Source organism: Streptomyces sp. NPDC002144 (assembly GCF_053593695.1).
The window spans coordinates 76,664-99,989 of record NZ_JBSFDB010000035.1; the positions used below are offsets into that span (position 1 = coordinate 76,664).

Below are 23,326 nucleotides of genomic sequence, written 5' to 3' on the forward strand. Positions count from 1 at the left end.
TCACTGGCCGGCTGATTGTTCCGGTACGCGACTCACCTACTCTGAGGGCCATGGCACTGCAACAGGCATGGACGCGGGAACGGTGGAAGGCCATGGGGCAGCACGCCTTCTTCGCCATCGTGCTCGCCCTGTCCATGCCGAGTGCGCTGGCCGGGGCGGACATGACGACCGGCGCGGCGCTGTCGCGCATCGGCCCGGCGGTGGGGCTCGCCCTTTGGTACGTGTACTGGATCGCGCTCCGCGGCGGCGCCGACCGCCCGCCGCTGACCTACCTGGTCGGGGCCTTGGCCGGGTGGGCGGTCATGGCCGTCGTGGACCCCGCGTTCCTCCCGGTCGCCGTGGCGGTACTGAGCCCGTACTGGCTGCGGCGGGCCTGGTGGTCGGCCGGCGGGGTCCTCGTGCTGGGCGCCGTCTGGTGGTGGCAGAGCCTCACCACGGACGGCCCGGTCGATGTGCGGGCGCTCACGGGCTGCGTGCTGGGCACCGCGGTGGGGGTCACCATCACCTGCTACGTCGCCACCCTCGACCATGAGAGTCACAAGCGGCAGCGGCTCCTGGACGAGCTCACCGCCACCCAGGCCGAACGAGCGGCAGCGGAACGTCAGGCGGGCATCCTGGCCGAACGCCAGCGCCTGGCCCGGGAGGTCCACGACACGCTGACCCAGGGGTTCGCGTCCATCGCCATGCTGCTGGACGCCGCACGTGACGATCTGCCACCCGACTCCCCTGCGGCCCGCCGGGTCGAGCAGGCCATGCGGACGGCTCGGGACAACCTCGTCGAGAGCCGCCGCCTCGTGCACGCCCTGCGCCCGGCGCCGCTGGACCGCACGCATCTGGCGGACGCGGTCCGCGAGCTCACCGCCCGGCTGGCGGAGGAGACCGGCACCGAGGCCTACACGGTCGTGACCGGCCGACCGGTCGCCCTGCCACCCAGTACCGAGGGCGAGTTGCTGCGCGTCGTGCAGGAGGCACTGACCAACGCCCGGCGGCACGCTCGCCCGGTGAGTGTGTCGGCCACGCTCTCGTACCTCGGCGATGTCCTGGCGATCGACATCCAGGACGACGGCACCGGCTTCGCACCCGCCGCCCGGCACACCGGCATCGGGCTGATCACCATGCGGGAGCGCATCATCGCCCTGGACGGCACGTTCGCGGTGGAAAGCGCCCCGGGCGAGGGTACGACCGTCGCCGTCACAGTGCCGCTCCCGGCCGAGTCCCCGTCCTCCGGACCCTCGGTCTCGGAACCTGCGGTCTCGGAACCTTCGGCCACCGTGTCGGGCAACGACCGTATGGCGCCGGCGTCATGAGGCCTTCGACCGGTCCCACGATCCGGGTCCTCCTCGTCGACGACCACCCCGTGGTCCGCGACGGGCTTGCCGCCGTGCTGGCAACCCAGCCCGACCTTGATGTCGTGGGCGAGGCCGCCAACGGTGCCGAGGCCCTGCGCCAGACCGCCGCACTCGCACCCGACGTGGTGCTGATGGACCTGCAGATGCCCGGCATGGACGGCACCGCCGCGACCGCCGCCATCCGTGCCGCCCACCCCGAGGTGCGGGTCCTCGTCCTGACCACCTATGACACGGACGCCGACATCACCGCAGCCGTCGACGCCGGCGCGGTCGGCTATCTGCTCAAGGACACCGGACGCCATGAGCTCTGTGCGGCCGTCCGTACCGCCGCCCGGGGAGGCGCGGCGCTGTCCCCCACGGTGGCCGCCAAGGTTCTTGCCCATATGCGCGGCGACCGGGGCGGCGGCTTGTCCGGCCGGGAACTCGAAGTCCTGTCCGCCGTGGCCCGGGGACAGAGCAACAAGCAGATCGCCCGCGCCCTGCGCCTGTCCGAGGCCACGGTCAAGACCCATCTGCTGCACATCTACGCCAAGCTCGACGTCGGCGACCGGACCGCCGCGGTCACCGCCGCACTTGGCCGGGGAATCATCCGCATGGACTGAGCGCCGGCGACGTCGTCGTGCCGGTCGCCGACGCCGCTCCGCGAACTTCGCCTGCCGGTGTGTTGTGCCGTGTCAGTCGTTCAGCCGTACGGTGACGAGGACGCGGCCCTTGTCGTCTCGCTGGGCCACGGCGTGGCCTTCTCTGTCCGCCCCTTCCAGCTCGAGCGATATCGGGCCACCGTCCCCCGTGAAGTTGCGCCACCAGTTCTTGGCGTCGGGGAAGGCCACAGCGATGGTGACGATGCCGCCCTTGTGCTGGTAGGCCACCGGCGTGCTGAACGTTCGTCCCGACCGCCGCCCCGTGTACTTCACGACGGTGAGATGGCGACGGACCCATCTCCCCCACCGGTCCGACGAACGGAGCCTCACGATCAAGCCGTTGAAGCGGCTGACTCCTCGTCCCTTGAACACCCCACTGCGTCCCACGATGCCTCCCGGGCTCGATTCCCGATCGTCCTCCCGCCTGCGCCGGAGACGTCGGGGACAACAACACCATGTTCTGTGCCCGGGCACGAGACCACGTTCGTCCAAGCGGAGCCCAGGGCCCGGCAGTTGAGGCGGCATGGCCTCGGCTGCCCGGATCAATGCTGCACAGCGGTGTTTGAAATGCAAATCAAGTGCTAGTGTGCGCTTGTCCAAATTTGAACATACACTGCACCGCCTTGGGGTACTCGTGAACGTGCTGCTGTGGGTTTTCCAGGCCTATCTGGCCGCGTCCTTCGTTGTGTTCGGGGCCATGAAGATCCTGCGAGACAGAGAAGAGCTCGCCAAAACCGCCTTCGGCTGGGCCGAGGATTTCTCCGACACCTCTGTGAAGCTCATCGGGCTGCTCGACGTGCTGGCGGGCCTCGGCCTGATCCTCCCGGGTGCCACCGACATCGCGCCGGTACTGACTCCCTTGGCCGCTCTCGGCGGCATCCTGCTGGCCGGAGGTGGGTCCGTTGTCCACCTCCGTCGCTCCGAAACCGCGAAGGCCGCTGTGAACCTTCACTTCATAGCCTTGCTGGCCGTGGTCGCGTGGGGCCGTTTCGGGCCGTACCAGTTCTGACCGCGTCCGCACGGGTTCCATGGCCGACACTCAGCAGCTCTCCGGCCGCACCGGCCACGAGGCGGCTTCGTCGAGAAGACCTCACGAGACCCGCACAGTTGACGAATTCCGGGGCTGACGCCGACCACTCCGGCCAGCTGGCCCTATGGCGCCGGTCGATGAGGCGGGTGACCTGCGGAACGGGCTTCACGTGCGGGCACGGGTCAACAGCAGGACCGTCCAGGACGGCTCCACCAGCCAGATGATCCACCGCGCGGGCAAGATGCCGGCCATCTCACGCACCCCCACGCCGCATCCCGGTGACCTGCTCAGCACCGGCACCCCCTCCGGCTACACCCGCCGGCCTCCCTGGCTGCTGCGGCCAGGCGATGTGGTGGAGACCGAGGTCGGGCGCCTCGGGATCCGCGCAACACGATCACGGGCGGGGAGCATTGTCGAAATCCCCTCTCGGGGAACCGCTCGACGTGGACGCTGTTGTTCCTGCGGTCTTCTCCAGGCAGGAGTAGTCACCTTCCCCTGCCGAGCCGAGCGCGGCGGACTCCATTGTCGCTGTCATTGCACTCTTCATTTCAACCTTCGGTCCGCAAAATGGACCAGTGGACCACCGAGAGGACCTGTGGCAAGGTAGGGCCCGACGTTCCGGGAGCGTCAAGCGGGTGGGCCGGATGCTCCTGGGGCGCGAGCCGGTGCTGTCTCGCACCCCCACTCCCGGAGGCGACATGTCCAGTGACTTCCGCGACCACCTCTTCCCGCTCGACCATCCGCGCCTGAGCGCGTTCCGATCGTGTGATCCGTACACCTATCTCGACGCCGTGCGGCAGAACCCGGTGGCCGACGAGGTCGCCTCGGCATGGACGGAGCTGTTCGAGAACACGGAATTCCGTGGTATCACCACAGACGGCCGGACCGTGCCGGAGCTCTTCGGCACCGAACGCGACGAGGGCGCGGACAACAACGCGGCGGTCGATGCCGCCGTCGCACTCCTCGGCATGCTCGGCCCCGACGAACAGAGCCGCGTCCTGCACCCCCTCCACAGCCGGGTGTGGCGGGCCTGGCTGAACCCGGAGTTCTGCCTCAACCCCTTCGGCATCCGGCTGGAGGAGGTCGACGAGAAGATTCGCGATCAGGTGTTCCGGCTCGTCGCGGCGTGTCTGAGCCCCGCGGGTTACCGAAAGGTCCGGGACATCATGAGAGTCAACGGGTTCCTGGGCGAGCTCGTCGATCTGCCCCGGATCCTCAACGAGCACAGCTACAACATCAACATCTTCGGCACCCCGTCCGTGACCGAGCCGTGGGGCTGGAACCTCTGGGGGCACCACCTGGCCGTCAACTGCCTGCTGATCGGCGGCCGGCAAGTGCTCACGCCGGTCTTCTTCGGTTCCGAGCCCAACCTCGTCGACCGCGGCGAGCACGAGGGACTGTCACTCTTCGACGAACAGGAACGGGCAGGGCTCGCTTTCGTCAGGAACCTGACGCCCGGCCAGGCCGAGCAGGCAGTGCTGTTCCACCAGAAGCGGGACCCGGACATGCCCCCAGGGCGGCTGCACCCCGCCGACGAACTCCACCTGGCCGGAGCGTTCCAGGACAACCGGGTCATCCCCTACGAAGGGGTCCCCGGCACAGAACTCCACCCGGCCCAGCGGGCGGCGCTCATCGATCTGGTGGCCCTTTTCCTCGACTACCAGCCCGACGGGCCCAGGAAGGCACGGATGGCGGACGTCCGCCGCCATCTCGACGAGACCCACTTCTGCTGGATCGGCGGACGCGGTGACCAGGACACGTTCTACTACCGCGTACAGAGCCCGGTCGTCCTCGTCGAGTTCGACCACCACGCGGGCGTGTTCCTCGCGAACACGGAGCCTGAGAAGTTCCACACTCACACCGTCGTCCGAACGCCGAACGGCAACGACTACGGAGCCGAACTCGTCCGGCGCGCGACGGGGACTCCGCACCGTCTCCAAGGACCCGTCTAGGGAAGGGTGTTCGCGATCCACTGCCCCATGGCGTCCCGCCGTGGTGTAGCCGATCAATGCGCCGGAATCCGCAGGTCAGGGACGGCCCTCCGCCGGACCAGGGGTCCAACTCGCCTCAGCAGGCCACATGTCCCGTGACGAGGGGAGAGCGATGAAGAGGTCGAGGAGGGTGTCGTCTGTCGGCGCCGCCATCCGCCCCGGCCACGGCTGACCGATCGCCTCACTGTCGGTCCCAGGCCCGAAAAGCCCTATGACAAGTTCGCCTCAACCCGCCGCAGGCGGGTACGGGCCGCTGAGCGCGCGATCAAAAGGACAGGACAGAACAGCCATGGATTTCACGGAGACCGAGAAGATCCGGGATCTAAAGCTACGAGCCACCCAGTTCCTGGACGAGTTCGTCATCCCCGCAGAACCGGTCTACGCGCAGCAGAAGACCGAGATCGGCCCGTGGGACACACCGCCGGTCATGGCGGAGCTCAAGAAGGCCGCCCGTGACCGCGGCCTGTGGAACCTCTTCCTCCCCGGAGAGCGGGGCGCGGGCCTGACCAACCTCGAATACGCACATGTCGCCGAGATAACCGGTCGAAGCCCGTGGATCATGCCGGAAGCGCTGAACTGTTCCGCGCCCGACACGGGCAACATGGAAATCCTCGCGCACTTCGCCACGCCGTCCATTCAGAAGCGGTGGCTCAAGCCCCTCCTCGACGGTGAGATCCGCTCCGTCTACTCGATGACCGAGCCTCTGGTCGCCAGCTCCGATGCGAACAACATCGACACCCTGATCACTGAGGACGCGGACGCCTTCCGGATCAATGGCCGCAAATGGTGGTCCAGCGGCGCGATGAGCCCCGCCTGCAAGGTGGCCATCGTGATGGGCCGCTCTAATCCGGGCGGAGAACACCACCGTACCCACAGCATGGTCGTGGTCCCGCTCGACGCCCCCGGGGTGAACGTCCTGCGGTCGACCAGCGTGTTCGGGTACTCCGACAGCGGTCACGGCGGTCATGCCGAGATCCTGTACGACGATGTCCGGGTCCCTCGGGAGAACCTCCTGGGCGAGTTGCACGGCGGCTTCGCCATCGCCCAGGCACGCCTCGGCCCCGGCCGGATCCACCACGCCATGCGCCTGGTCGGCATGGCCGAACGCGCCTTCGACCTGATGTGCGTGCGCGCCCAGGAGCGCACTCCCTTCGGTAAACCGCTCGCCGAGCAGGGCGTCTTCCAGGAGTGGGTGGCGGAAGCACGCATACGTATCGAGACGACCCGTCTGCTGGTGCTGAAGACGGCATGGCTGATGGACACCGTCGGCAACCGCGGCGCGGCTGTCGAGATCTCGGGTATCAAGGTGGCCGCACCGCGGATGGCCACGTGGGTCATCGACCATGCGATCCAGGCTCACGGCGGCGGTGGTGTGAGCCAGGACTTTCCCCTGGCCGAGTTGTATGCCCAGGCCCGCATGCTGCGTATCGCCGACGGGCCGGACGAGGTCCACAAGATGTCGCTGGCGCGGCGTGAGCTCCGCCGCTTCGCATAAAATATTCCGTTACCCGGGCCGTGACACTTCAGCAACGCCGTCGTAGCATGACGTTCGCTAGGCCACGCCGGTGTGGCACGCCGCACCGGCAGTGCGACGTTCGCCCGAAAGGCGGGACCATGGCGGACAGACGTGCACCGGCGACGCAGGCCCGGCCGTCCGAGGCCGTGTACCGCACGCTGCGGACCCGGATCATCACCGGCGAGCTGCCTCCCGGCCAGCCGCTCAACGAGCGCGCCAGCGCCGTCGCATTCGGACTGGGGCTGTCCCCGGTCCGCGACACGTTGACGCGCCTCGTGGGTGACGGCCTGGTCCAGGTGGTCGCCCCCCACGCGTACCGGATCACCCCACTCACCCTGAAGTCGGTCAACGATCTGTTCACCGTTTGGACACTGGTCGGCCCGGAGATGGCCGCGCTGGGCACCAGCCGGGCCGACCCGAAGCAGGCCGCCCAGCTGCGACAGCTGATGATGGACGGGAACGCCTTGCTGGCCGGCCCGCTGGACCGGGACGGGGTCGTCCGGTTCATCGACATCACCGAAGAGACCTTCGATCTGGTCGCGAGCGCCGCCGACAACGACCGGCTCATGGAGGTCTACCGGTCGCTGTCATGCGAGTTGTGGCGTGTCCTGACCTTGATCCTCATCTCGGCCGACTGCGTCGACACACTCCGGGCCGCGGGCGTGACATGGCACTCGGCGATCGACCGGCGGGACACGCTCGGGGTCATGCGGCTGACCCGCCAGATCGCGGGAGCAACCCGCGCGTCGGCCTTGCGCCTGCTCACCGACCGGACGAAGAGCGGCGACGGCGTGGTGATTCCGCTGCGACGCTGAAGCCTACGCCCACACCACGCCGCTGGATGGCGTATTTCACGGGAGCTGCCCGGGGCTCCCGACGTTCGTGCGTAAGCGGTATCATCGGCGTGCTGCTATATCACCGAGTTTCTCGATCGCCGGGAGCGAGTAACGTGTCAGTGCCCTCGTCCGAACCACTGTCCCTCGGCGATGCCGCCTACCGACAGCTACGGGCCGACATCGTGTCCTGCCGGATCGCCCCAGGCCGGCGCCTCACCGAACGCTCGCTCGCCGAGTCCACCGGCTTCGGCATCTCCCCGATCCGTGACGCGCTCGCCCGCCTCAGCCACGAGGGCCTGGTGCGGACGTTGCCCCGCAAGGGCTACCAGGTGACCCCGCTCACCCTGAAGTCCGTCGACGATCTGTTCACACTCTGGCGGATCATGGGACCCGAGACCGTCCGGCTCGGCGTGCAGGACGCCACCGCCGAACAGCGCCGGCAGATCGTCGCCGCGTTCTCCGCGGCGCTCCCCGGCAGCAACCCGACCGGCGGCGAGGCCGACGAGCAGCCCCTGCAGACGATCGAGACGGTCCCCGCGGCCTTCGGCTGCCTTGTGGCGGCGACCGACAACGAGTACCTCATCAAGGTGCACGAACGGCTGCAGAACGACATCATCCGCGTCCTGGCGCTCATCGCGGCCGAGGCCGATACTTCGGTGCCGACTCCGCCGGTCGACGCGGAGTGGATCGGGTTCATCGAACGAGGCGACGGTGACGCCGCCGCGACACGTGTCCGCGACTACATCGGCGACATGCACACGCGCGTCCTGAGAATCCTGACCCGCTGGCCGTCGGTCGTCACCAGCGAGATCACCTCGGTGCGCGACTGACCTACGGCGAGGCAGGCTGAAACAGCAGAGTCCGTGATGCCGGTCCACCTGTTGCCATGTTCGCCCTGGAGACCGCATCTCGGTGGCATCCGACCGGCCTGTCCGGGCTCAGCCGATCGCTCGCCCTGCCCCAGCCTTCCGTCCGACGCGGTCTGGCGAGGGGGAGACCGTTCGCCCCATGGTCGCTGCCGGCGACGAATGACACTGATCGAACGGATGGACAGTCCAAGCCCGGTTCACGCCGTCGCGACGCCGAGCGCCCTCGGTCCCTTGCATGCCCGCACCGAGGCAAGGCGGTGCCGACCCGGCAGGACCTCGCCAGGAGCCATCCGTTCGTCAGCACAGCACGGTGACGCGACCAGCAACGGGGAACTCCAGGACGGTGTCGTATCCGGCCTGGTGGTGGCAGGCCCATCGCTCGTTGCCGTTCCTGGGCCGCAGTCGCGGACGGCGGAATCAGCGCATCGCGACCACGGCTGGAAGGTCGCTGCTACGGCGGGCCATATCACAACCGGTCTTGCCGTGGCGGTCAGCCTGGTGATCGCCACGGCAAGACCGTTGCCTCACACGGGTAGGGCGGGTTCCTGGGCGGATGCCGCCGCGCGCTCCTCAGTCGCACCCCTGTCGCCTGGGCGAAGGAGGGTCGCACCGATCAGCAGGGTGACGAAGGCGAGGGCGGCGAAGACCAGCAGGCTGGTCGAGATACCGGAGTCGCCGTAGACGAGCACGCCGGGCTTCGGGGATGTGGCGGTGGAGGTCATGATGGCGAACGCCACAGTGGTCATGGTGGCGCCGATGACGCCGGTACTGAGCCCGCCGGCCGACGACATCGAACCCTGCTCCGAGACCGGCGTGCTTGCGATGACCAGGTTCGGCACGGCGCCTGTCGCCCAACCGAGCCCGAGGCCGAAGAGCACGGCGCCGACGAGCAGCTCCCCAACCGTGTCGTGCGCGAGCATGAGCGCCAGCGAGCCGGACGTGAGCAGGCCCAGGCCGATGTACATCATCAGCCTGGGGCCGGTCCGCCGGACCAGCACGCCGACCAGCACGCCGCCCACGACACCGGCGAGCGCGAACGGGCCCTGCACAAGGCGGCCGTACTCGGTCGCCGACAAGCCCAGGCCGTAGCTGCCGCCCAGGTGCCTGGGCGTCATCGCCAGCAACCCCACCAGGGTAGTGGTGATCGCTGCGAGACCATAGGCCACGCCCCCGCCCAGTACCCCGAGCAGGAGGGTCCGGCCGACGAGGAGCCGCAGGTTGAGCACCGGTTCAGGAATCCGGAGCGCTACGACCACGTAGACCCCGAGCGCGACCACTCCGCCGATCATCAGGCCGAGGGCACGGGCCGAACCCCACCCCCACTCCGCGCCCTTGCTGACGGGGAGCAGGATCAGCGTGACACCGCCGGCCAGCAGGAGCATGCCCATCGCGTCGATGCGCGCGGGACGGCGCACGCCCGTCTCCGGGGTGGTCAGCAGCATGAGCGTCCCCATCACGACCAGCCATGAGAGGTTGAACAGGTAGAGCGAGCGGAACCCGAGGTGATCAAGAAGGACGCCGATGACGATGGGCGCACCGACCAGCAGGATCCCGATGCCCGTCACTGACACGCTGGCGGCGAAAGGAACGAGCTTCTTCGGATAGACATCCCGGATCAGCGAGTAGCACAGGAAGAGCAGGCCGGTGAGCGGGCCCAGCAGAATGTGACCGACGATCATCATCCAGAACACGGTCGCGGTCGCGCCGAGGATCTCGCCGAGGCCGGCCACGACCAGCGAAATCCAGATCATCCGGCGCTTGCCGTACAGGTCGGCGAGCTTGCCGAGCAGGGGGGCGGACGCGGCTCCGGCCAGCAAGTTGGCCGTCAGCAGCCAGCCACTCTGCGTGGTGTGGAAGTGGTTGGTGATCTTGGGAATCGCGATGGCGGTGCTCACATTGGTGAACGACGCAGATTCGACGAGGCAGACCAGCGAGATCAGGGACAGGGCAAGCCGCGGAGTCCATCCAACACTGCGGAAGGTGCCCTTACCTGCGGGGACGGGAGCGGAACTCAAGAGGTCCTCCGAACGCATCAATTATTGGAACGCCACGTTGGGACTCTTGAAATATCAAGTCACCATTCTGAGATGTCAATTGGTTGGACTGAACTATCATTCCTCTGAAATTGACATCTATCGGCGGGGATCCCCAAGGCGGGACTCTCCGCCGTGCCCTGGGTGGGCTGTCAGATCGTTCTTGGCCTCCGGCAGCAATGCCTGCCATGAGGAAACTGCCCGCCGAGCATGTCGGCGACGGTGTCGACCTGGGCCCTGAACCACGCTTCGGCCCGGGGGAAAGAGAGCCCTTCCTGGTGCCGGCGTTGCTGAAGCCGGCGAAGCCGGACGAACAGGGCGATCCGATGTCGCCGCTGCGCTGGAGCACGAAGTCCCGGCAAGCAGTTGGGGTAGTTGCCGAACCCCGGACGGCAATGACGCCCCGCCGGCGATCCGGTGCAGGTAGGTCGGGTAGCCGGAGGGAGCCGCACCCTCCGGCTCCCACGGATCCGCCCCGTCCCGGTCGAAGCCCTCGTTCCCGGCGCGCCGACGGGTGTGGTTGCCCGCCAGTGGCGCGCTGACCGTGGCCTGGTGTTCAGAGGCGGCTCGCTCCAGGTTCGGCGGCCACCTCGCACCTGAGCGTCACGGCCCACGGGCTACGGCCTGCGCGTGGTCAGCTCACCGGCGGGTGCTTCCCCCGTCGACGGCGATGATCTGGCCGGTGATGAACGCTGCGTCGTCGGACGCGAGGAATGCCACCGTGCCGACGACCTCCTCAGGCGTCTGCAGCCGCCTGAGGTCCTGCATCTGTACGGTCTGGGCGATGAACTCCTCGCTCGTGTGCTGGAGCACCTTGGCGGTCCCGACCAGGCTCGGCGCGACCGCATTGACCGTGACGTCATATGCCGCCAGGTTCGCCGCCAGCACGGAGGTGAACCCGTTCAGGGCGCCCTTGGCGGAGATGTAGGAGACAAGGGGCGGCGGGCTCACCCAGTAGCTCGAGGACGTCATGTTGATCACCCGGCCCGCGCTGGAGTGCTTGAGGTCCTCGAGGAATGCCTTGGCCGTCAGGAACGCGCCATTGACGTTGACCGAGAAGGTCTGGGTCCACTCCTCGAAAGTGACCTGCTCGAAGTCGCCCATGGTGACATTGACCGCGTTGTTCACAAGGATGTCCACACGGCCCAGCGTGTCCCGGACTTCCGCGGCGAAGGCGTTCACCTGCGCACCGTCGGACACGTCGACCTTTGCACTGAGGAACCGCCGTCCGTTCGCTTCCACGAACGCGCCCGTCTCGTCCGCCGGACTGACATCGGCAACCGCGATGTCAGCGCCTTCCGACGACAGTCTGCGTGCGATCTCCTGACCGATTCCTGAACTGCCGCCGGTCACCACGGCGATCCTGCCTGCCAGACGTCCAGCCATGACACAACACCTCACAAGAATTCGACGGACGGGGTGGGACCTGACCGCCTGCGAAATCGACGTACACCCCGCCTGGACGCGCCCCAGGCAGCAGAGTCCTGGCGGACGCGGCACCCGCCCGAAAAGGCCGTTGCGTCAGTGGATGCATTACGGCGGGGCCATCAGGGCCCTTCTGGTCGGTGTGGGAATCGTGATCCACGCCGGTCCCGAAGGGCCCTCACCCGTTCACGACCCCGAAATCGAGGACTGCACAACCGTCACAAACTCCGGGACGGAGCATCCAGCTGGTCACAGGCGATCCCTCTGTCAGGCCGGGATGCGCGGGATGCGCAGAGGCCACGGATCGAGTTCGGCACTCGACGCGATGACGCGCGAGGAGCAGATGGTGAACAGGCCATCAGCCCGTCAGGAGTCAGCCGAAGGAGCGGTACCGGCCTCGGCGAGGGCACCGGCCGCCTTCGTACTGACGTCGAAGAAACCAGCCGGTGTGCTGCGCGGCGCGTTGTCGTCGGGGTGGGCATTCTGCGGGTCGCGGCCGGCCTCGACGTCATCGACCGCCTGGCGCAGCATGCGGCGCAGCATCACGATGCCCTTGTCCGCGGAGGCCAGGGTCTCCTCCGAGTGCAGGGTGATCGGGCCCTGCGAGCCCTGGGCCTCGAAGTCACCGGGAAAGCGCTGCTTCTCTTCCTCGGTCAGCTCGAAGTACAGCTTCCCGTTCTGCCTGATACCGGTGACCACGTGCAGGACCCGCTCGATGTCCTTCCCCCGGACGACGATGAACGCCCGGGTCGTCGTGTCGTCGGACGGCACGACCCAGATCAGGCAGTCGTGACGCCGGCCGGGGTGGGCCCAGGCGGTGTCGGGTAGCGCGATGATGGTGGGCACCTGCACCTCCACGACCATCTCCACCTCGGCGGTCGTGCCGTCCGGCTCCTTGCGCTCGAACCGCTGCCCGGTCATCGCCCCCCGCTCGGTCCGCTCGTACCGGATCTTTGCAGGGGCCGTGTCGGGGTCGAAGAACGAGTGCGGGAGCCCGTCGGGCGTACCGGTCATGTCGAACTGCGGGCCGCTGTGGTGGTAGTGCAGCCACATCGGATGCACCGCGTCCAACGCGTTCTCGAAGCCCTGCAGCCAGTTGAAGTCGGTGAACATGCCCGTCACGTCCTGCCCGGGGACGGGGATCTCGGCGTAGATCGCCTCGCCCTCCTCCAACTCCTCGAAGAAGTCATAGCGCGGCAGCGGCGGCTTGCGCTCCGGCGGCCCCATGTAGACGAACACCAGGCCATAGCGTTCCTCGACCGGGTACCAGGGCTGGCGGGCCACGTCGCGGCGCCGCCCCCGGCCGGGCTCGCACGCCTGCTCCAGGCAGCGCCCCTGAACGTCGAACTTCCACCCGTGGTAGCAGCAGCGGATTCCGTCCTCCTCGATGCGTCCGTAGTACAGGCTGCTGCCCCGGTGCGCGCACCTCTCGAACACCACACCCGCCCGGCCGGCACCGTCCCGGAACACGATCAGGTCCTCCCCCAGCACCCGGGTGCGGTGCGGGACTTCACTGGTCAGTGCGCCTGAGTTGGCGACCGGGTGCCAGTACCGGCGCAGCGCCTCCCCCATCGGCGTCCCCGGGCCGACCTCGGTCAGCCGCGCGTCGTGCGAAGGCCGCGGCCGCCCGTAACCGGTACCGGTATCGGTATCGGTACCGGTTACGGGGGCGGAGTTCTGGATCGTCATATCTCTCTCCTTCTCCATTGAAGTCAGACGGCAGGACCGGCTCCGGCCTTCGCAGATCACCAGATCGTGACCATCGAGCGGTCGTAGTCGGTTGCCCGCCAATGGGAACGGAAGCGGCGATGACTGCCCCGGTCCGGACCTGTCGGGAGCAAGCGCGGTGAGACCGCTGCGGAGAACCTTTTCGGCGGGCCCGGTCGGCAGGGCAACAGTCCCCGGAGTGCTGACCGACAAAACCGGCGGCTACCGCTTCGGTGAATGGTTGCCCATCATGAGGTCGGCGAGGTCGTCCGGCTTGAGGAATGAGGGCGGCACAGGCTCCGCCCACCCGTATTCCCGTGTCGCATCGGCAACGACTTCCGGCTTCCAGAGCTGGTCTTCGAGTATGCAGTCGATATCCGAGAAGTACTCGGAGTAGTTTCCCGCGGGATCCCTGAGATACCAGAAGAAGTTCGATCCGATGAAGTGGCGCCCCATGCCCCAGATGTGCCGCTCCGGGTTACCACGCAGCATGTCCGCCGCACCCCGGCCCACTTCGTCGACATCGTTCACCTCCCAGGCAGTGTGGTGCAGGTAGCTCACGGGCGACTGCTGGACGAGCACGTTGTGGTGGTCGGAAGAACAACGCAGGAACGAGGCAAGCCCGACGATGTGGTCGGTCACCTTGAAGCCGAGGCCCTTGGTGAAGAACAGGTGGGATGCCTCCTGGTCGAGGGAACCCACCATGAGGTGACCCAGCCGGCGAGGGCGGATCCGGGTGGTGCGTGTCACGGCAGCCGCCCGGCCGTTCGGCCTGTCCGGGCGGCCGGGCCCGTTGGTGGGAGCCACTGCCGCGGGCGCCTGTACCAGGCGGGGCGTTATCTGGACCCTGACGGTGAGCCCGCTGTTCGGCTCCTCGGTCAGGAGACTCGCCCCCTCCCTCTTGTAAGCGACGTTCAAGGCCGTCAGCTGACTGCCGATGCGTGCCAGGTCGTCCTCATCGTCGGCCCTCAGGGCCAGCTCGAGGAGACGGCGCTGGGGGGAGCCCACGATCGCGAGCTGCTCACCGCCATCGAGGGTTGCGAAGCGCCGACGGGCGTCTCCGGGACTGGAGACCTCACGCAAGCCGAACTCGTCGTAGTAGGCCGCTACTTCCTGGACGTTCGGCACTCCGACAACTATGGACCGTATACCGTGCAAGCTCATGACGGGTCCTCCCTGGGCGCTCGTTCACAGTCACACGGCGGCCGAGTCGATTCGACGTTCGCGGAGTGAGATCTCAGATGCCAGACACATAAACTGTAAGCAGGGGTTGGTGATATTTCAAGGTCGCCAACAGATACATCAGTTAGCCTTGATCGCAGTTCCCAGGACTGACCAGCCCCAGAAGACCAGGGCGTCGAGAACGGCTGGAGCAGAGGGGGCCAAGGTTCGTCGCCGAGGCCTGGATCCGCCCGAAGAAGCACTCCTGCCGGCTCATTCGTCGTGATGAGCGCCTACGGCCAGGGGCCTACCCGCCCCTCACCGCGCGTCCGGGCAAGCCTGCGCGCCATGGCGATCGAAAGCCATGGTCTGCCGGTGATCGAATCGAGGCCCCGCGCACGCAGCCCCCCGCAGGGGATCAGTTCTGATTACCGAGGGCGGTGGTTCCGAAGAGACGACTCATGATCGCGCTGGCGTCGATCTCGCGGCTGATCCCGCCGAACAGTCGAGCGTGCTCGTCGTCGTGGCTGCCAGGCCATGTGTGCACCCCGCCCTCGAGGACGTACTGGTCGACGAGCGGGTGGCCGCTGGGGTCGACATACCTGACCAGTCGGGCCCCGTCACTCACGCGGTAGCGCCGGGGAAGGGGTTCGGCGTCGGCGTCGGCGGCGATCGCTGCCGCGGTCTCCAACACACCGGCGTCCCAGCGGGCGTCCGGGCCCCCTTTGAAGGGGTTCACCGGGTCAGCGGTTCCGTGGAAGGCGACTATGGACGGCAGGCGATGCGGGCGGTCGTCTCGCGGATGCGCACGGCCCGCTGCGCCTCTTGGGCGGCGCAGCCCAGCCACGATGCCCGCGGCGGCGAAGCCTTCCCTGGCGTACAGCAGGTGTGAGCACAACCGGCCTCCGCCGGAGTAGCCGGCCAGGTAGATCCGTCGTCTGTCCAGCGGCAGTAGACGATCCAGCTCGTCGAGCAATGCGCCGATGAAGCTCATGTCGTCGGCACTGTGCGGTTGACCGGCACCATCGGCGTGCGGGAGCGGTACGCCGGGTACGTTCCACGCATAGCCGGGCTCCCACCCGGGGAAGAGGGTCAGGGGTATGGCGGCCTGTGGGAGGACGTGAACGAGACCGAGCTCCTCCGCCACACGGTGCAGTCCGCTGACTCGGAACTGCTGCTCCGGATGTGAGCCACTGCCGTGCAGTTCCACCAGTACCGGGACTCGGCGCCCTGTCTGATCGAGTTCCGGCGGCAGGTGGAGCGCATACGTACGGTCCATGCCGTCGTGGTGGATGGTCCGGCGTTCGGTGTCGGCGTAGCGGCTCATTGCGCGACCGCCTGATCCACGGCGGTCCGGAGCAGATGGGGTTCACGACCACTGTCGATCACGGAGAACGTGATCGAACTGACCTTTGCGATGTGCCGGGCCACCAGGTCGGCGCAGCGTTTGCCGTCGCGTCGGAGCGCCGCCTCGAGGATCGCGTCGTGGTCGGCCTCGGCCAACCGTGCCACCGCATGCAGATCCTGCTGCCGGCTGAGCATGAGAGAGCGGTACCGTTCCGCGGATTGCCACAGCTCATCGGCCATCCGCCTGATGCGATCGCCGGCACGGCTGAACATCAGCGCGTGGAAGCGCCGATGGGCGTCTGCGGCGGCCTGGGCGTCCGACCCTGCGGAGAGCTGACGATGTTCTGAAGCAGCCGCGGACAGCTCAACCAGGTCCTGGTCGGTCAGGGCCGGCACCGAGAGCCGGACGGCCATGGGCTCGACGGCGAGCCGGAGGGCGCACAGCTGCTCGAAGTCCTTCATCTCGAGTGGGGCGACGCGGACCTGACGGTTGTGCTCGGCCTGGATGAGCCCCTCGTTCTGGAGCATCCGAAGAGCCTCGCGAAGGGTGGGGCGGCCGACACCCAGTCGAGCAGCCAGCTGCACCTGCGACACGCGCTGACCGGGGGCCAGTTCGCCAGTCAGGATCGCGTGGCGGACGCGCCGGTACGCCGACGCGACCCCCCCGAGTTCCACAGGTGCGGAGGCATCAGACCCGGCGCGTGTGTGATGTTGATTCGGCATGCCACAACTGTAGTCAGTACGAGAGTCGCAGGCAATGAAAACTCCTGCATCTAAGCACACAAAGTGGACACTTAGACCAGCAACTGCCGACAGTTTCTTCTTGACGTCTACTTCTGCATACAGATTCAATGCTGTCAGTAAGCGGGAGTACCCGCCGCCGATCAAGGAGGACCCCGTGCCAAGTCGGCCCTACTACGCGAAGCTCAACGAGTTGCCCAAGGCAGCCGGGCTGGACGGGGCGTTCCGGCGCACGGCGATCGTCGCCGATCACGCACTGATGCAGCTCGTGTGGGTCGACCCTGGTCACCCGCCCGTTCCCACCGATCAGCACCCCTTCGACCAGACCTGCTTCGTGTTCTCGGGAACCCTCGAGCTTGTCCTCGACGGTCGCGCCCGCTACGTCGTCGGTCCGGGCGAGTGCCTCTACATCCCTGCGGGAGTACCTCACGACGCCCGGGTCCTCGGCACCGAGACGGTCTTCGCTCTCGATGTCTTCGCGCCCGGCCGGGAGGACTATCTGCCACTCGCAGATCATCAGCTGGAACGCGAACCACGGCCTGCGCAGGAACGATGACAAGGAGACAGGCATGACCACGCTTCAACACGCGACCGGGGTGACGGTGACCTCCGGCTCCGAGGTCTATCCGGATGCCGGGACCGAGCCGCCGAAGGGTACGGCCGAGCACGCGCTGTGGCTGGTCCACTGGCATCTCGAGTGGGAGAATCCGGAGCAGCTCGACCAGCTGGCGACGCTCTACAGCGACGACATCACGTGGGAGTTCCACATCCCGGGCGCCGACCTCGTCTATGGCGGGAAGCCCGCGGTGCTCGACAACTACCGCCGGCTGCTCGTTGTCCTCCAGGACCTCCAAGGTTCTCTTGTCGACGCATATGCCACTTCGGAGCGCTGCTTCATCGACCAGCGCATCAGCTACGTCGTCGGGCCCGGATCGGAAGGTCTGATGGACCCGTCCGTGCTCCCGCCCGGTGCGCGTGTGGAGGGTCGGCTCATGCACAACTTTCATGTCCGTGACGGACTCTTGAGTCGCGAGGTCGCGTACTTCGTGCCCTCCCCGCCCGTCACCAGCTGAGGGCCGTCGTGCAAGCCGTCGTCGTCACCGACACCAACGGTGCCGGTGTCGTGGAACTCCAAGAGGTCCCGGATCCGCGCCCCGGACCGGGTGAGGTGCTGGTTCGCGTCGAAGCCGCGGGGGTGAACTATCACGACATCATCGCGCGCACCGGACTGCTCGGCTCGGCTCCTCCCTTCATCGCAGGAGTCGAAGGAGCGGGAACGATCGTCGAGGCCGGCCCGGGGGTCGACGACCTCGCTCTTGGCCAACGCGTGGCGTGGCCGCTCGCCGAAGGCAGTTTCGCCGAGTTGATCGCCGTATCGTCGGCACTCGTCGCGCCGATACCGGATGCCATTTCCGTGGAGACTGCCGCGGCCTTGACAGCGCAAGGCGTGACTGCTCACTACCTCGCGACGGACGCCTACGAGACCGCCCCCGGGCACGATGTCCTGGTCCATGCCGGGGCCGGCGGAGTCGGACGCCTCCTCGTTCGCCTCGCATCCCATCGTGGTGCGCGCGTCATAGCAACGGCGTCGACGCCGCAGAAGGCGGACGTGGCTGCCTCGGCGGGCGCCGCGGCCGTCTTCTGGTACGACGACGTTGTCGACGGAGCACGAGGTGCCACGGCCGGTCGTGGTGTTGACGTGGTCTACGACGGCGTCGGGAAGGCCACCTTTGAAGCGAGCCTTTCGGCAGTCAGGCGACGAGGCCACGTCGTTCTCTACGGCGCCACCAGCGGGGCCGTGCCGCCGTTCGACCTCAGACGGCTCTCCTTCCTCGGATCGCCATATCTCAGCCGGCCGGCGCTGCGGGACTTTGTCGCCAGTGCGAAGGAGATGCGCGCACGTGTCCAGGCCGTCTTCGACCTCGCCGAATCCGGTGTCCTCGACGCGTCGGTGACCGGACGTTTTCACCTCGGCGACATCGAGAGAGCGCATCACAATCTCACGAACCGAGCCGGCTGGGGAAAGCAGGTGCTGCTCCTCGACTCCGGGACGCGCGCCACGGCGGATGTCGCGTAGCAGCCGACAGTCGGCTGGAGCCCGCCACCGGACTGCTGAGCGGCACGCTCGCTGCGGGCGGTGTTCACCTCCGGGAGGCCGGTCGGATGCGGATCCGGCCAAGGACGTCGAGCAGGGCTGAGTGAACGGTGCGGGCGTGGCCGGGGTCCGTGCGCGTGAGCGGGTCGGCTCCGTCGTTCGACTCACCAGGAGACATCGATCCTGGGAGTCGTGGGCCTGGTCCGCCAAGCACCAGGGAACAGCGACAGCGATCCGCCGACTTGACGAGAAGCTATTGACAAAACTCCTTCGTGCGTGTTCCGTGATGGAGGAATTGATGCATCAGACTGACTAATTTGACATCTCACCATTCTGGACACCCATGGTGGACACGGCCATGGGCCTCTCGCCTCCTCTCACTGCGCACTGTCGCCTGCTCGAGTGCACTGACCCTTGCGCGCCCTGTCCGGCCGTTCGGTCAGTCCCTGGCGTCGAGCTGCCGCCATCGACTGACCGGGTGACGGGCGGGAGGAAGCGGCCACGGAAGTGACCGACACAACCCTTTCGTGTCCGCAGCACAGCCAGCGGCTTCACGGGCTCGGGTGGCACCTTTCGCCGTCAACAAGAAGAAGACCGAAAGGGAGAAGAAATTGGGAATCCTGAACGGCAAGGTCGCGATCGTCACGGGCGGGGGCCGGGGCATCGGCAGAGCGCATGCTCTGGAGCTGGCCGGCCAGGGCGCGGCCGTGGTCGTCAACGATCCCGGTGGGGAGTTCAGCGGCGACGGCGACTTGAACAGTGGGCCCGCCGAGGACGTCGTGCGGGTCATTGCCGCCGCCGGCGGCCGCGCCGTGGCCGACACCACCGACATCTCGGACTGGGACGGTGCCGGGGCCCTGGCACAAGCGGCGTTGGAGGCGTTCGGGCGACTCGACATCGTCGTCAACAACGCGGGCATCACGCGCTTCGGCGCCATCGACGTCATCTCCCGGCACGACTGGGAGCGAACCATCGCGGTCAACCTGACCGGCACAGCCGCCCTCAGCCACGCGGCAGCCGTCCGCTGGCGCGAGCAGGGCCCACAACCAGGCCGGAGAATCATCAACACCTCGTCCGGCGTCGGGCTCTTCCCCCATGCCGGCAATCCCATGTATGTCGCCTCCAAAGCGGGCGTCGCAGCCCTCACCATCGCCTTGGCGGACGAACTGGCCGAGCTCGGCGTCCGCGTCAACGCGGTGGCGCCGGTCGCCCGGTCGCGCATCAGCGAGACAGTGGCCCCCGCTGTCATGAAACCGGTCGAGCAGGGCTTCGACCGCATGGCCCCGGAGAACGTCGCAGCCGTCGTTTCGTATCTCGCGTCGCCGTCCTGCCGCTTCACCGGCCGGATCCTCGGCATCCTCGGGGACCATCTGACCGTGGTTGACGGCTGGTCGATCAGCCGTCACCTCGACAACGCCGACCAGCGTTGGACCCAGGATGCCTTGCAGGCCGCGCTTGCGGACGTTCCTCTGCAGCAGGCGGTGGCGCAACAGGCGCTGGCCGGCGTGGAGGAGGCACTGTGGCCGACGCCTGAAGTGCTGGCGGCCCTCGCAGGCGTCGAGGAGCAGTAGTCCCGAAAGGTGTGAGCGCCCCGGTCCAGCCGTGATCCCGGGGCGGTGGCCTCGGACAGGCCTGTGAGGGGCGGCTCGACAGAGACCTCACATGATCGCGGTGCTGCGCTCCGCGGCCGACGAGGGCGTGACCTTCTTCGACACCGCCGAGGTCTACGGCCCCTACGCCAACGAGGAGCTGCTCGGCGAGGCGCTTGAGCCGATCCGCGACCAGGTGGTGATCGCCACCAAGTTCGGCTGGGACATCCAGGACGGACGCAGCGTGGGCCTCAACAGCCGTCCCGAGCAGATCCGCCATGTCGCGCAGGAGTCCCTGAAGCGGCTCCGCACCGACGTGATCGACCTGTTCTACCAGCACCGCGTCGACCCCGATGTACCGGGAAGCCGCGCGGGCAGAGCACCGCGGCTGTGCGGCCCGTCACGGTATGTCCTGCGGACGAGAGGTGGGGCGCGACCACACCGCCACCTTCTGATCGGAAACCAGACACGAAAGGGCACAACCATGGAATCTCCCTACGACAAAATTGGAAAGTTTCCGTCGTTCACGCTGAAGAGCAATGACGTGCAGGACGGTGCGGTTCTTCCGATCGCGCAGATCAGTAGCCGGATCGGTGGCACGGACACCTCCCCGCATCTGAGCTGGTCGGGTTTCCCCGCCGAGACCAGGAGCTTTGCCGTCACCGTGTACGACCCGTATGCGCCGACGGCGAGCGGGTTCTGGCACTGGGCGGTCGCGGACGTCCCGGCATCGGTGACGGAACTCCCGGCAGGGGCGGGCGACGACTCCGGCTCCGGTCTACCGGAGGGGGCGTGGCAACTGGCCAACGACGCGCGCCTGAAGCGCTACGTCGGTGCCGCGCCGCCTCCCGGCACAGGCGAGCACGTGTACTACATCGCCGTCCACGCGGTCGACGTGGAAAAGCTCGACTTGAACCCGGACGCCACCCCGGCCTACCTGGGCTTCAACCTCTCCCTGCACACACTCGCCCGTGCTGTGATGACCGGACGGTTCGCCGCGCGGTCATAGGAACGGCGAGGACCCGAGGTGATGCGGAGTCACTTCGACCGGCCGAACGCCCCGTGCTGACGCAGCTCGAGGCGTTCGCTGCCGTAGGAGTCGGCCGGCCGCAAGAGCGCACGCCTCCCAACGCGCGATTTGGGCCGCGCTGCTCGTGGGCGTAGGCGTCCAGTCCATCCAATGAGAGGCATCTGACATGACAGATCAGCATAATTGAAGCAGCACCAAGTGCGAGAGAGATGCTAATTTCGAAGTTACAGGGCAAGCTGAGATCTTTCCCAGGACGAAGGTGACAGACGGTGGCCGTTGACGAGCCTGTGGCACTTCCGCTGCGCGAGATCGCCTACTGTCGTCTCCGCGAGGACATCCTTTCGTGTCGCCTTCTCCCCGGACAACGGATCACCGAACGCCAGCTCGTCGCTGAGACCAAGCTGGGCATCTCCGCCGTCCGCGAGGCGCTCACGAGACTCGACCACGAAGGGCTGGTCCACACGCAGCCTCGCCGGGGGTACCAGGTCAAACCGATGACCATCAGAGGAGTCGACGACCTGTTCAACTTCTGGGAGTTCCTCGGTCCCGAGACAGTCCGCCTCGGCGTCACCGAGGCCGCCCAGGAGCAGCTCGACCGTGTTGTAGCTGCGCGTCAGCAGTTCCTGGAGCTGCAGTCCACCGACTTGCCCATCCGCGAGTTGACCCAACGACTGCTCGAACTGGCGGAGGACATGTTCGAGGTACTGACGAACGCGACAGGCAATCCCTACATCATCAATGCGTATCGCCCGGTGGTCGGCGAGCTGAGACGGGTGTTGTCGCTGCTCAACGATTCGACCTTGATCTTCTCCGTCTCCCCCGAGTACATGGCGAGTTGGAACGAGGCGCTCAGTCGCCGCGACGGCGAGAAGGCCGCCGAGCTCGCCCGTCAGTACATCCAGCAGTCACACAACCGCGTCCTGCAGGTACTCGCGCGGTGGCCATCGGTCACCACCACGGAGATCGTGCCACTGCCATGATCGGCCATCCAGCCCGTAGAGCGCAGGGAGCGCCGTCGGTGACCAGGGGGGCGGCGGTGTCCACGAGGGGGGAACCTCCGGCAACGATGCGTGAGCGGGCCCGAGGCGTCCGCACCGCATCACCCATCCGCCTCGCGCACGCGTGATGCGGTGCGGGACGGGTGCGGCTTCGGCTCCGCGCCGCAGAACCCGACCATCGACGACGAACACGCCGACGGACTGTTCACCCCCTGCGCCTCCCGAGGCCGCAGCCCTCACATCTCTTACCCCACGCCCGGCGAAAGGCGACACCCGTGACCACGCCACCCCCGACCACTGTCGACGACGCCGAAACGGCCCTGCTCACAGCGTGGCTCGCCCCCACCATCGAGCCCCTGCGCGCACTGCTGCACCCCCAGTTCACCATCGTCCACTCCCCCGCCGGACTCATCCAGGACAAAGAGCAGTTCCTCACCGACACGGCGCAACGCCCGAGTCCCGAGGACGTGCAGATCCTCACGGCCACCATCCGCCACTATCCCGACACGGCGACGGTCAGCTGCCTGCAGGAAATGCGCATCCCCTTCGTGCCCGGCACACCCCCCTTCGTCATCCAGCAGGCCGTCACCCGCGTCTGGGTCCGCACCGACGACGGCTGGCAACTCGCCCAACTACAGCTCGCCCGGCGCCTACCACCCTCATGAACCACGAGTGAGCGTGCTCCAAGGTCCGGGAACGGGGCCACACCGGGTATCGGATCCCGGCGGCAAGCCCCGCCCGCCCGGGAGGATCGCCGCCGACGTTCCGGCCCGGAGTAGAGGACGTGTGCGGGCGCGGTCTGGGCGACAGTGCGTGAGGTCACACGAGGGTCTCCCATGCCGGCGTGTGCCAGGCCTGCCCGGGAGACATACGCCCGGGTTCGACATAATTCCGTGGCCTGGAGAGGCGAATCCGGGGTCTGACCTGGGCGGACGTGCGTGTGTCCGCCTGGAGGGCGTGTCTCTAGG

General features: G+C 67.5%; 22 protein-coding genes and 1 pseudogene. 16 read left to right on the forward strand and 7 right to left on the reverse strand.

Going from position 1 to position 23,326, the window contains the following annotated elements; genetic code table 11:
• The first annotated feature begins 50 nt into the window (after positions 1-50).
• Both ACWCQ1_RS38055 and ACWCQ1_RS38060 read left to right on the forward strand, forming a co-directional pair.
• Positions 51-1,307, forward strand: a complete 1,257-nt coding sequence (locus ACWCQ1_RS38055; protein WP_451028419.1) for a sensor histidine kinase — start codon at positions 51-53, stop codon at positions 1,305-1,307.
• Positions 1,304-1,951 carry a response regulator gene (locus ACWCQ1_RS38060; RefSeq protein WP_451028420.1) on the forward strand — a complete coding sequence of 216 codons (648 nt, stop codon included), beginning with the start codon at positions 1,304-1,306 and terminating at the stop codon, positions 1,949-1,951. The genes ACWCQ1_RS38055 and ACWCQ1_RS38060 overlap by 4 nt, the downstream gene beginning before the upstream one ends.
• 72 nt (positions 1,952-2,023) lie before the next feature.
• On the opposite strand, the gene ACWCQ1_RS38065 is transcribed toward ACWCQ1_RS38060, so the two are convergent.
• Positions 2,024-2,263: a hypothetical protein gene (locus ACWCQ1_RS38065; protein ID WP_451028421.1), complete on the reverse strand. Its 240-nt coding sequence runs from the start codon at positions 2,261-2,263 to the stop codon at positions 2,024-2,026.
• 361 nt (positions 2,264-2,624) lie between these two features.
• On the opposite strand from ACWCQ1_RS38065, the gene ACWCQ1_RS38070 reads away from it, so the two are divergent.
• From ACWCQ1_RS38070 to ACWCQ1_RS38095, 6 genes are all read left to right on the forward strand, one after another.
• Entirely contained in the window at positions 2,625-2,999 is a 375-nt protein-coding gene (locus tag ACWCQ1_RS38070; protein ID WP_451028422.1) for a DoxX family protein, read from the forward strand.
• A 145-nt stretch (positions 3,000-3,144) separates the two neighbouring features.
• Positions 3,145-3,627: a fumarylacetoacetate hydrolase family protein gene (locus ACWCQ1_RS38075; protein WP_451028423.1), complete on the forward strand. Its 483-nt coding sequence runs from the start codon at positions 3,145-3,147 to the stop codon at positions 3,625-3,627.
• A 91-nt stretch (positions 3,628-3,718) separates the two neighbouring features.
• The gene (locus ACWCQ1_RS38080) at positions 3,719-4,972 is read left to right on the forward strand and encodes a DUF3500 domain-containing protein (protein ID WP_451028424.1); all 1,254 of its coding nucleotides are present in this window, start codon (positions 3,719-3,721) and stop codon (positions 4,970-4,972) included.
• A 328-nt stretch (positions 4,973-5,300) separates the two neighbouring features.
• Positions 5,301-6,506, forward strand: a complete 1,206-nt coding sequence (locus ACWCQ1_RS38085) for an acyl-CoA dehydrogenase family protein (protein WP_451028425.1) — start codon at positions 5,301-5,303, stop codon at positions 6,504-6,506.
• Positions 6,507-6,625: 119 nt separating this feature from the next.
• Positions 6,626-7,342: a GntR family transcriptional regulator gene (locus ACWCQ1_RS38090; RefSeq protein ID WP_390700689.1), complete on the forward strand. Its 717-nt coding sequence runs from the start codon at positions 6,626-6,628 to the stop codon at positions 7,340-7,342.
• A 134-nt stretch (positions 7,343-7,476) separates the two neighbouring features.
• Positions 7,477-8,193: a GntR family transcriptional regulator gene (locus ACWCQ1_RS38095; RefSeq protein WP_390700688.1), complete on the forward strand. Its 717-nt coding sequence runs from the start codon at positions 7,477-7,479 to the stop codon at positions 8,191-8,193.
• Positions 8,194-8,756: 563 nt separating this feature from the next.
• On the opposite strand, the gene ACWCQ1_RS38100 is transcribed toward ACWCQ1_RS38095, so the two are convergent.
• The 6 genes from ACWCQ1_RS38100 to ACWCQ1_RS38125 all read right to left on the reverse strand — a co-directional run bounded on the left by ACWCQ1_RS38100 (position 8,757) and on the right by ACWCQ1_RS38125 (position 16,628).
• Positions 8,757-10,265, reverse strand: coding sequence for an MFS transporter (locus ACWCQ1_RS38100; RefSeq protein ID WP_451028426.1), 1,509 nt, complete (start codon positions 10,263-10,265; stop codon positions 8,757-8,759).
• Positions 10,266-10,904: 639 nt separating this feature from the next.
• Positions 10,905-11,618: an SDR family NAD(P)-dependent oxidoreductase gene (locus tag ACWCQ1_RS38105; RefSeq protein ID WP_451028427.1), complete on the reverse strand. Its 714-nt coding sequence runs from the start codon at positions 11,616-11,618 to the stop codon at positions 10,905-10,907.
• A 438-nt stretch (positions 11,619-12,056) separates the two neighbouring features.
• Positions 12,057-13,379, reverse strand: coding sequence for a Rieske 2Fe-2S domain-containing protein (locus ACWCQ1_RS38110; RefSeq protein WP_451028428.1), 1,323 nt, complete (start codon positions 13,377-13,379; stop codon positions 12,057-12,059).
• A gap of 240 nt (positions 13,380-13,619) precedes the next feature.
• Positions 13,620-14,525 (reverse strand): VOC family protein, encoded by a 906-nt coding sequence (locus ACWCQ1_RS38115; RefSeq protein ID WP_451028429.1) that lies wholly within the window; start codon positions 14,523-14,525, stop codon positions 13,620-13,622.
• A gap of 451 nt (positions 14,526-14,976) precedes the next feature.
• On the reverse strand, positions 14,977-15,885 hold the full coding sequence (locus tag ACWCQ1_RS38120) for an alpha/beta hydrolase family esterase (protein ID WP_451028430.1): 909 nt from the start codon (positions 15,883-15,885) through the stop codon (positions 14,977-14,979).
• Positions 15,882-16,628, reverse strand: a complete 747-nt coding sequence (locus tag ACWCQ1_RS38125; RefSeq protein ID WP_390700682.1) for a GntR family transcriptional regulator — start codon at positions 16,626-16,628, stop codon at positions 15,882-15,884. The genes ACWCQ1_RS38120 and ACWCQ1_RS38125 overlap by 4 nt, the downstream gene beginning before the upstream one ends.
• Positions 16,629-16,803: 175 nt before the next feature.
• On the opposite strand from ACWCQ1_RS38125, the gene ACWCQ1_RS38130 reads away from it, so the two are divergent.
• From ACWCQ1_RS38130 to ACWCQ1_RS38165, 8 genes and pseudogenes are all read left to right on the forward strand, one after another.
• Entirely contained in the window at positions 16,804-17,202 is a 399-nt protein-coding gene (locus ACWCQ1_RS38130) for a cupin domain-containing protein (RefSeq protein WP_451028431.1), read from the forward strand.
• Positions 17,203-17,215: 13 nt separating this feature from the next.
• Positions 17,216-17,719, forward strand: a complete 504-nt coding sequence (locus ACWCQ1_RS38135) for a nuclear transport factor 2 family protein (RefSeq protein ID WP_390700680.1) — start codon at positions 17,216-17,218, stop codon at positions 17,717-17,719.
• 8 nt (positions 17,720-17,727) lie between these two features.
• A complete protein-coding gene (locus tag ACWCQ1_RS38140) occupies positions 17,728-18,723 on the forward strand; it encodes a quinone oxidoreductase family protein (protein WP_451028432.1) in 996 nt (331 codons plus the stop codon).
• A 545-nt stretch (positions 18,724-19,268) separates the two neighbouring features.
• Positions 19,269-20,312: an SDR family NAD(P)-dependent oxidoreductase gene (locus tag ACWCQ1_RS38145; RefSeq protein WP_451028433.1), complete on the forward strand. Its 1,044-nt coding sequence runs from the start codon at positions 19,269-19,271 to the stop codon at positions 20,310-20,312.
• A gap of 91 nt (positions 20,313-20,403) precedes the next feature.
• Positions 20,404-20,679 (forward strand): annotated as a pseudogene (locus ACWCQ1_RS38150) (aldo/keto reductase); the annotation flags it as partial.
• A 135-nt stretch (positions 20,680-20,814) separates the two neighbouring features.
• Positions 20,815-21,339 (forward strand): YbhB/YbcL family Raf kinase inhibitor-like protein, encoded by a 525-nt coding sequence (locus tag ACWCQ1_RS38155; RefSeq protein WP_390700723.1) that lies wholly within the window; start codon positions 20,815-20,817, stop codon positions 21,337-21,339.
• A gap of 290 nt (positions 21,340-21,629) precedes the next feature.
• Positions 21,630-22,340 carry a GntR family transcriptional regulator gene (locus tag ACWCQ1_RS38160; protein WP_390700677.1) on the forward strand — a complete coding sequence of 237 codons (711 nt, stop codon included), beginning with the start codon at positions 21,630-21,632 and terminating at the stop codon, positions 22,338-22,340.
• Positions 22,341-22,633: 293 nt separating this feature from the next.
• Positions 22,634-23,023 carry a nuclear transport factor 2 family protein gene (locus ACWCQ1_RS38165; RefSeq protein WP_390700676.1) on the forward strand — a complete coding sequence of 130 codons (390 nt, stop codon included), beginning with the start codon at positions 22,634-22,636 and terminating at the stop codon, positions 23,021-23,023.
• The last annotated feature ends 303 nt before the right edge of the window (positions 23,024-23,326 follow it).

What these genes read in the sequence shown, in the direction of transcription:
- ACWCQ1_RS38060 (WP_451028420.1), top strand. Translation starts at nt 1,304, where the DNA reads ATGAGGCCTTCGACCGGTCCCACGATCCGGGTCCTCCTCGTCGACGAC.
- ACWCQ1_RS38085 (WP_451028425.1), top strand. Translation starts at nt 5,301, where the DNA reads ATGGATTTCACGGAGACCGAGAAGATCCGGGATCTAAAGCTACGAGCC.
- ACWCQ1_RS38075 (WP_451028423.1), top strand. Translation starts at nt 3,145, where the DNA reads ATGGCGCCGGTCGATGAGGCGGGTGACCTGCGGAACGGGCTTCACGTG.
- ACWCQ1_RS38100 (WP_451028426.1), bottom strand. Translation starts at nt 10,265, where the DNA reads ATGCGTTCGGAGGACCTCTTGAGTTCCGCTCCCGTCCCCGCAGGTAAG.
- ACWCQ1_RS38155 (WP_390700723.1), top strand. Translation starts at nt 20,815, where the DNA reads ATGGAATCTCCCTACGACAAAATTGGAAAGTTTCCGTCGTTCACGCTG.
- ACWCQ1_RS38120 (WP_451028430.1), bottom strand. Translation starts at nt 15,885, where the DNA reads ATGAGCCGCTACGCCGACACCGAACGCCGGACCATCCACCACGACGGC.
- ACWCQ1_RS38135 (WP_390700680.1), top strand. Translation starts at nt 17,216, where the DNA reads ATGACCACGCTTCAACACGCGACCGGGGTGACGGTGACCTCCGGCTCC.
- ACWCQ1_RS38080 (WP_451028424.1), top strand. Translation starts at nt 3,719, where the DNA reads ATGTCCAGTGACTTCCGCGACCACCTCTTCCCGCTCGACCATCCGCGC.
- ACWCQ1_RS38110 (WP_451028428.1), bottom strand. Translation starts at nt 13,379, where the DNA reads ATGACGATCCAGAACTCCGCCCCCGTAACCGGTACCGATACCGATACC.
- ACWCQ1_RS38055 (WP_451028419.1), top strand. Translation starts at nt 51, where the DNA reads ATGGCACTGCAACAGGCATGGACGCGGGAACGGTGGAAGGCCATGGGG.
- ACWCQ1_RS38125 (WP_390700682.1), bottom strand. Translation starts at nt 16,628, where the DNA reads ATGCCGAATCAACATCACACACGCGCCGGGTCTGATGCCTCCGCACCT.
- ACWCQ1_RS38090 (WP_390700689.1), top strand. Translation starts at nt 6,626, where the DNA reads ATGGCGGACAGACGTGCACCGGCGACGCAGGCCCGGCCGTCCGAGGCC.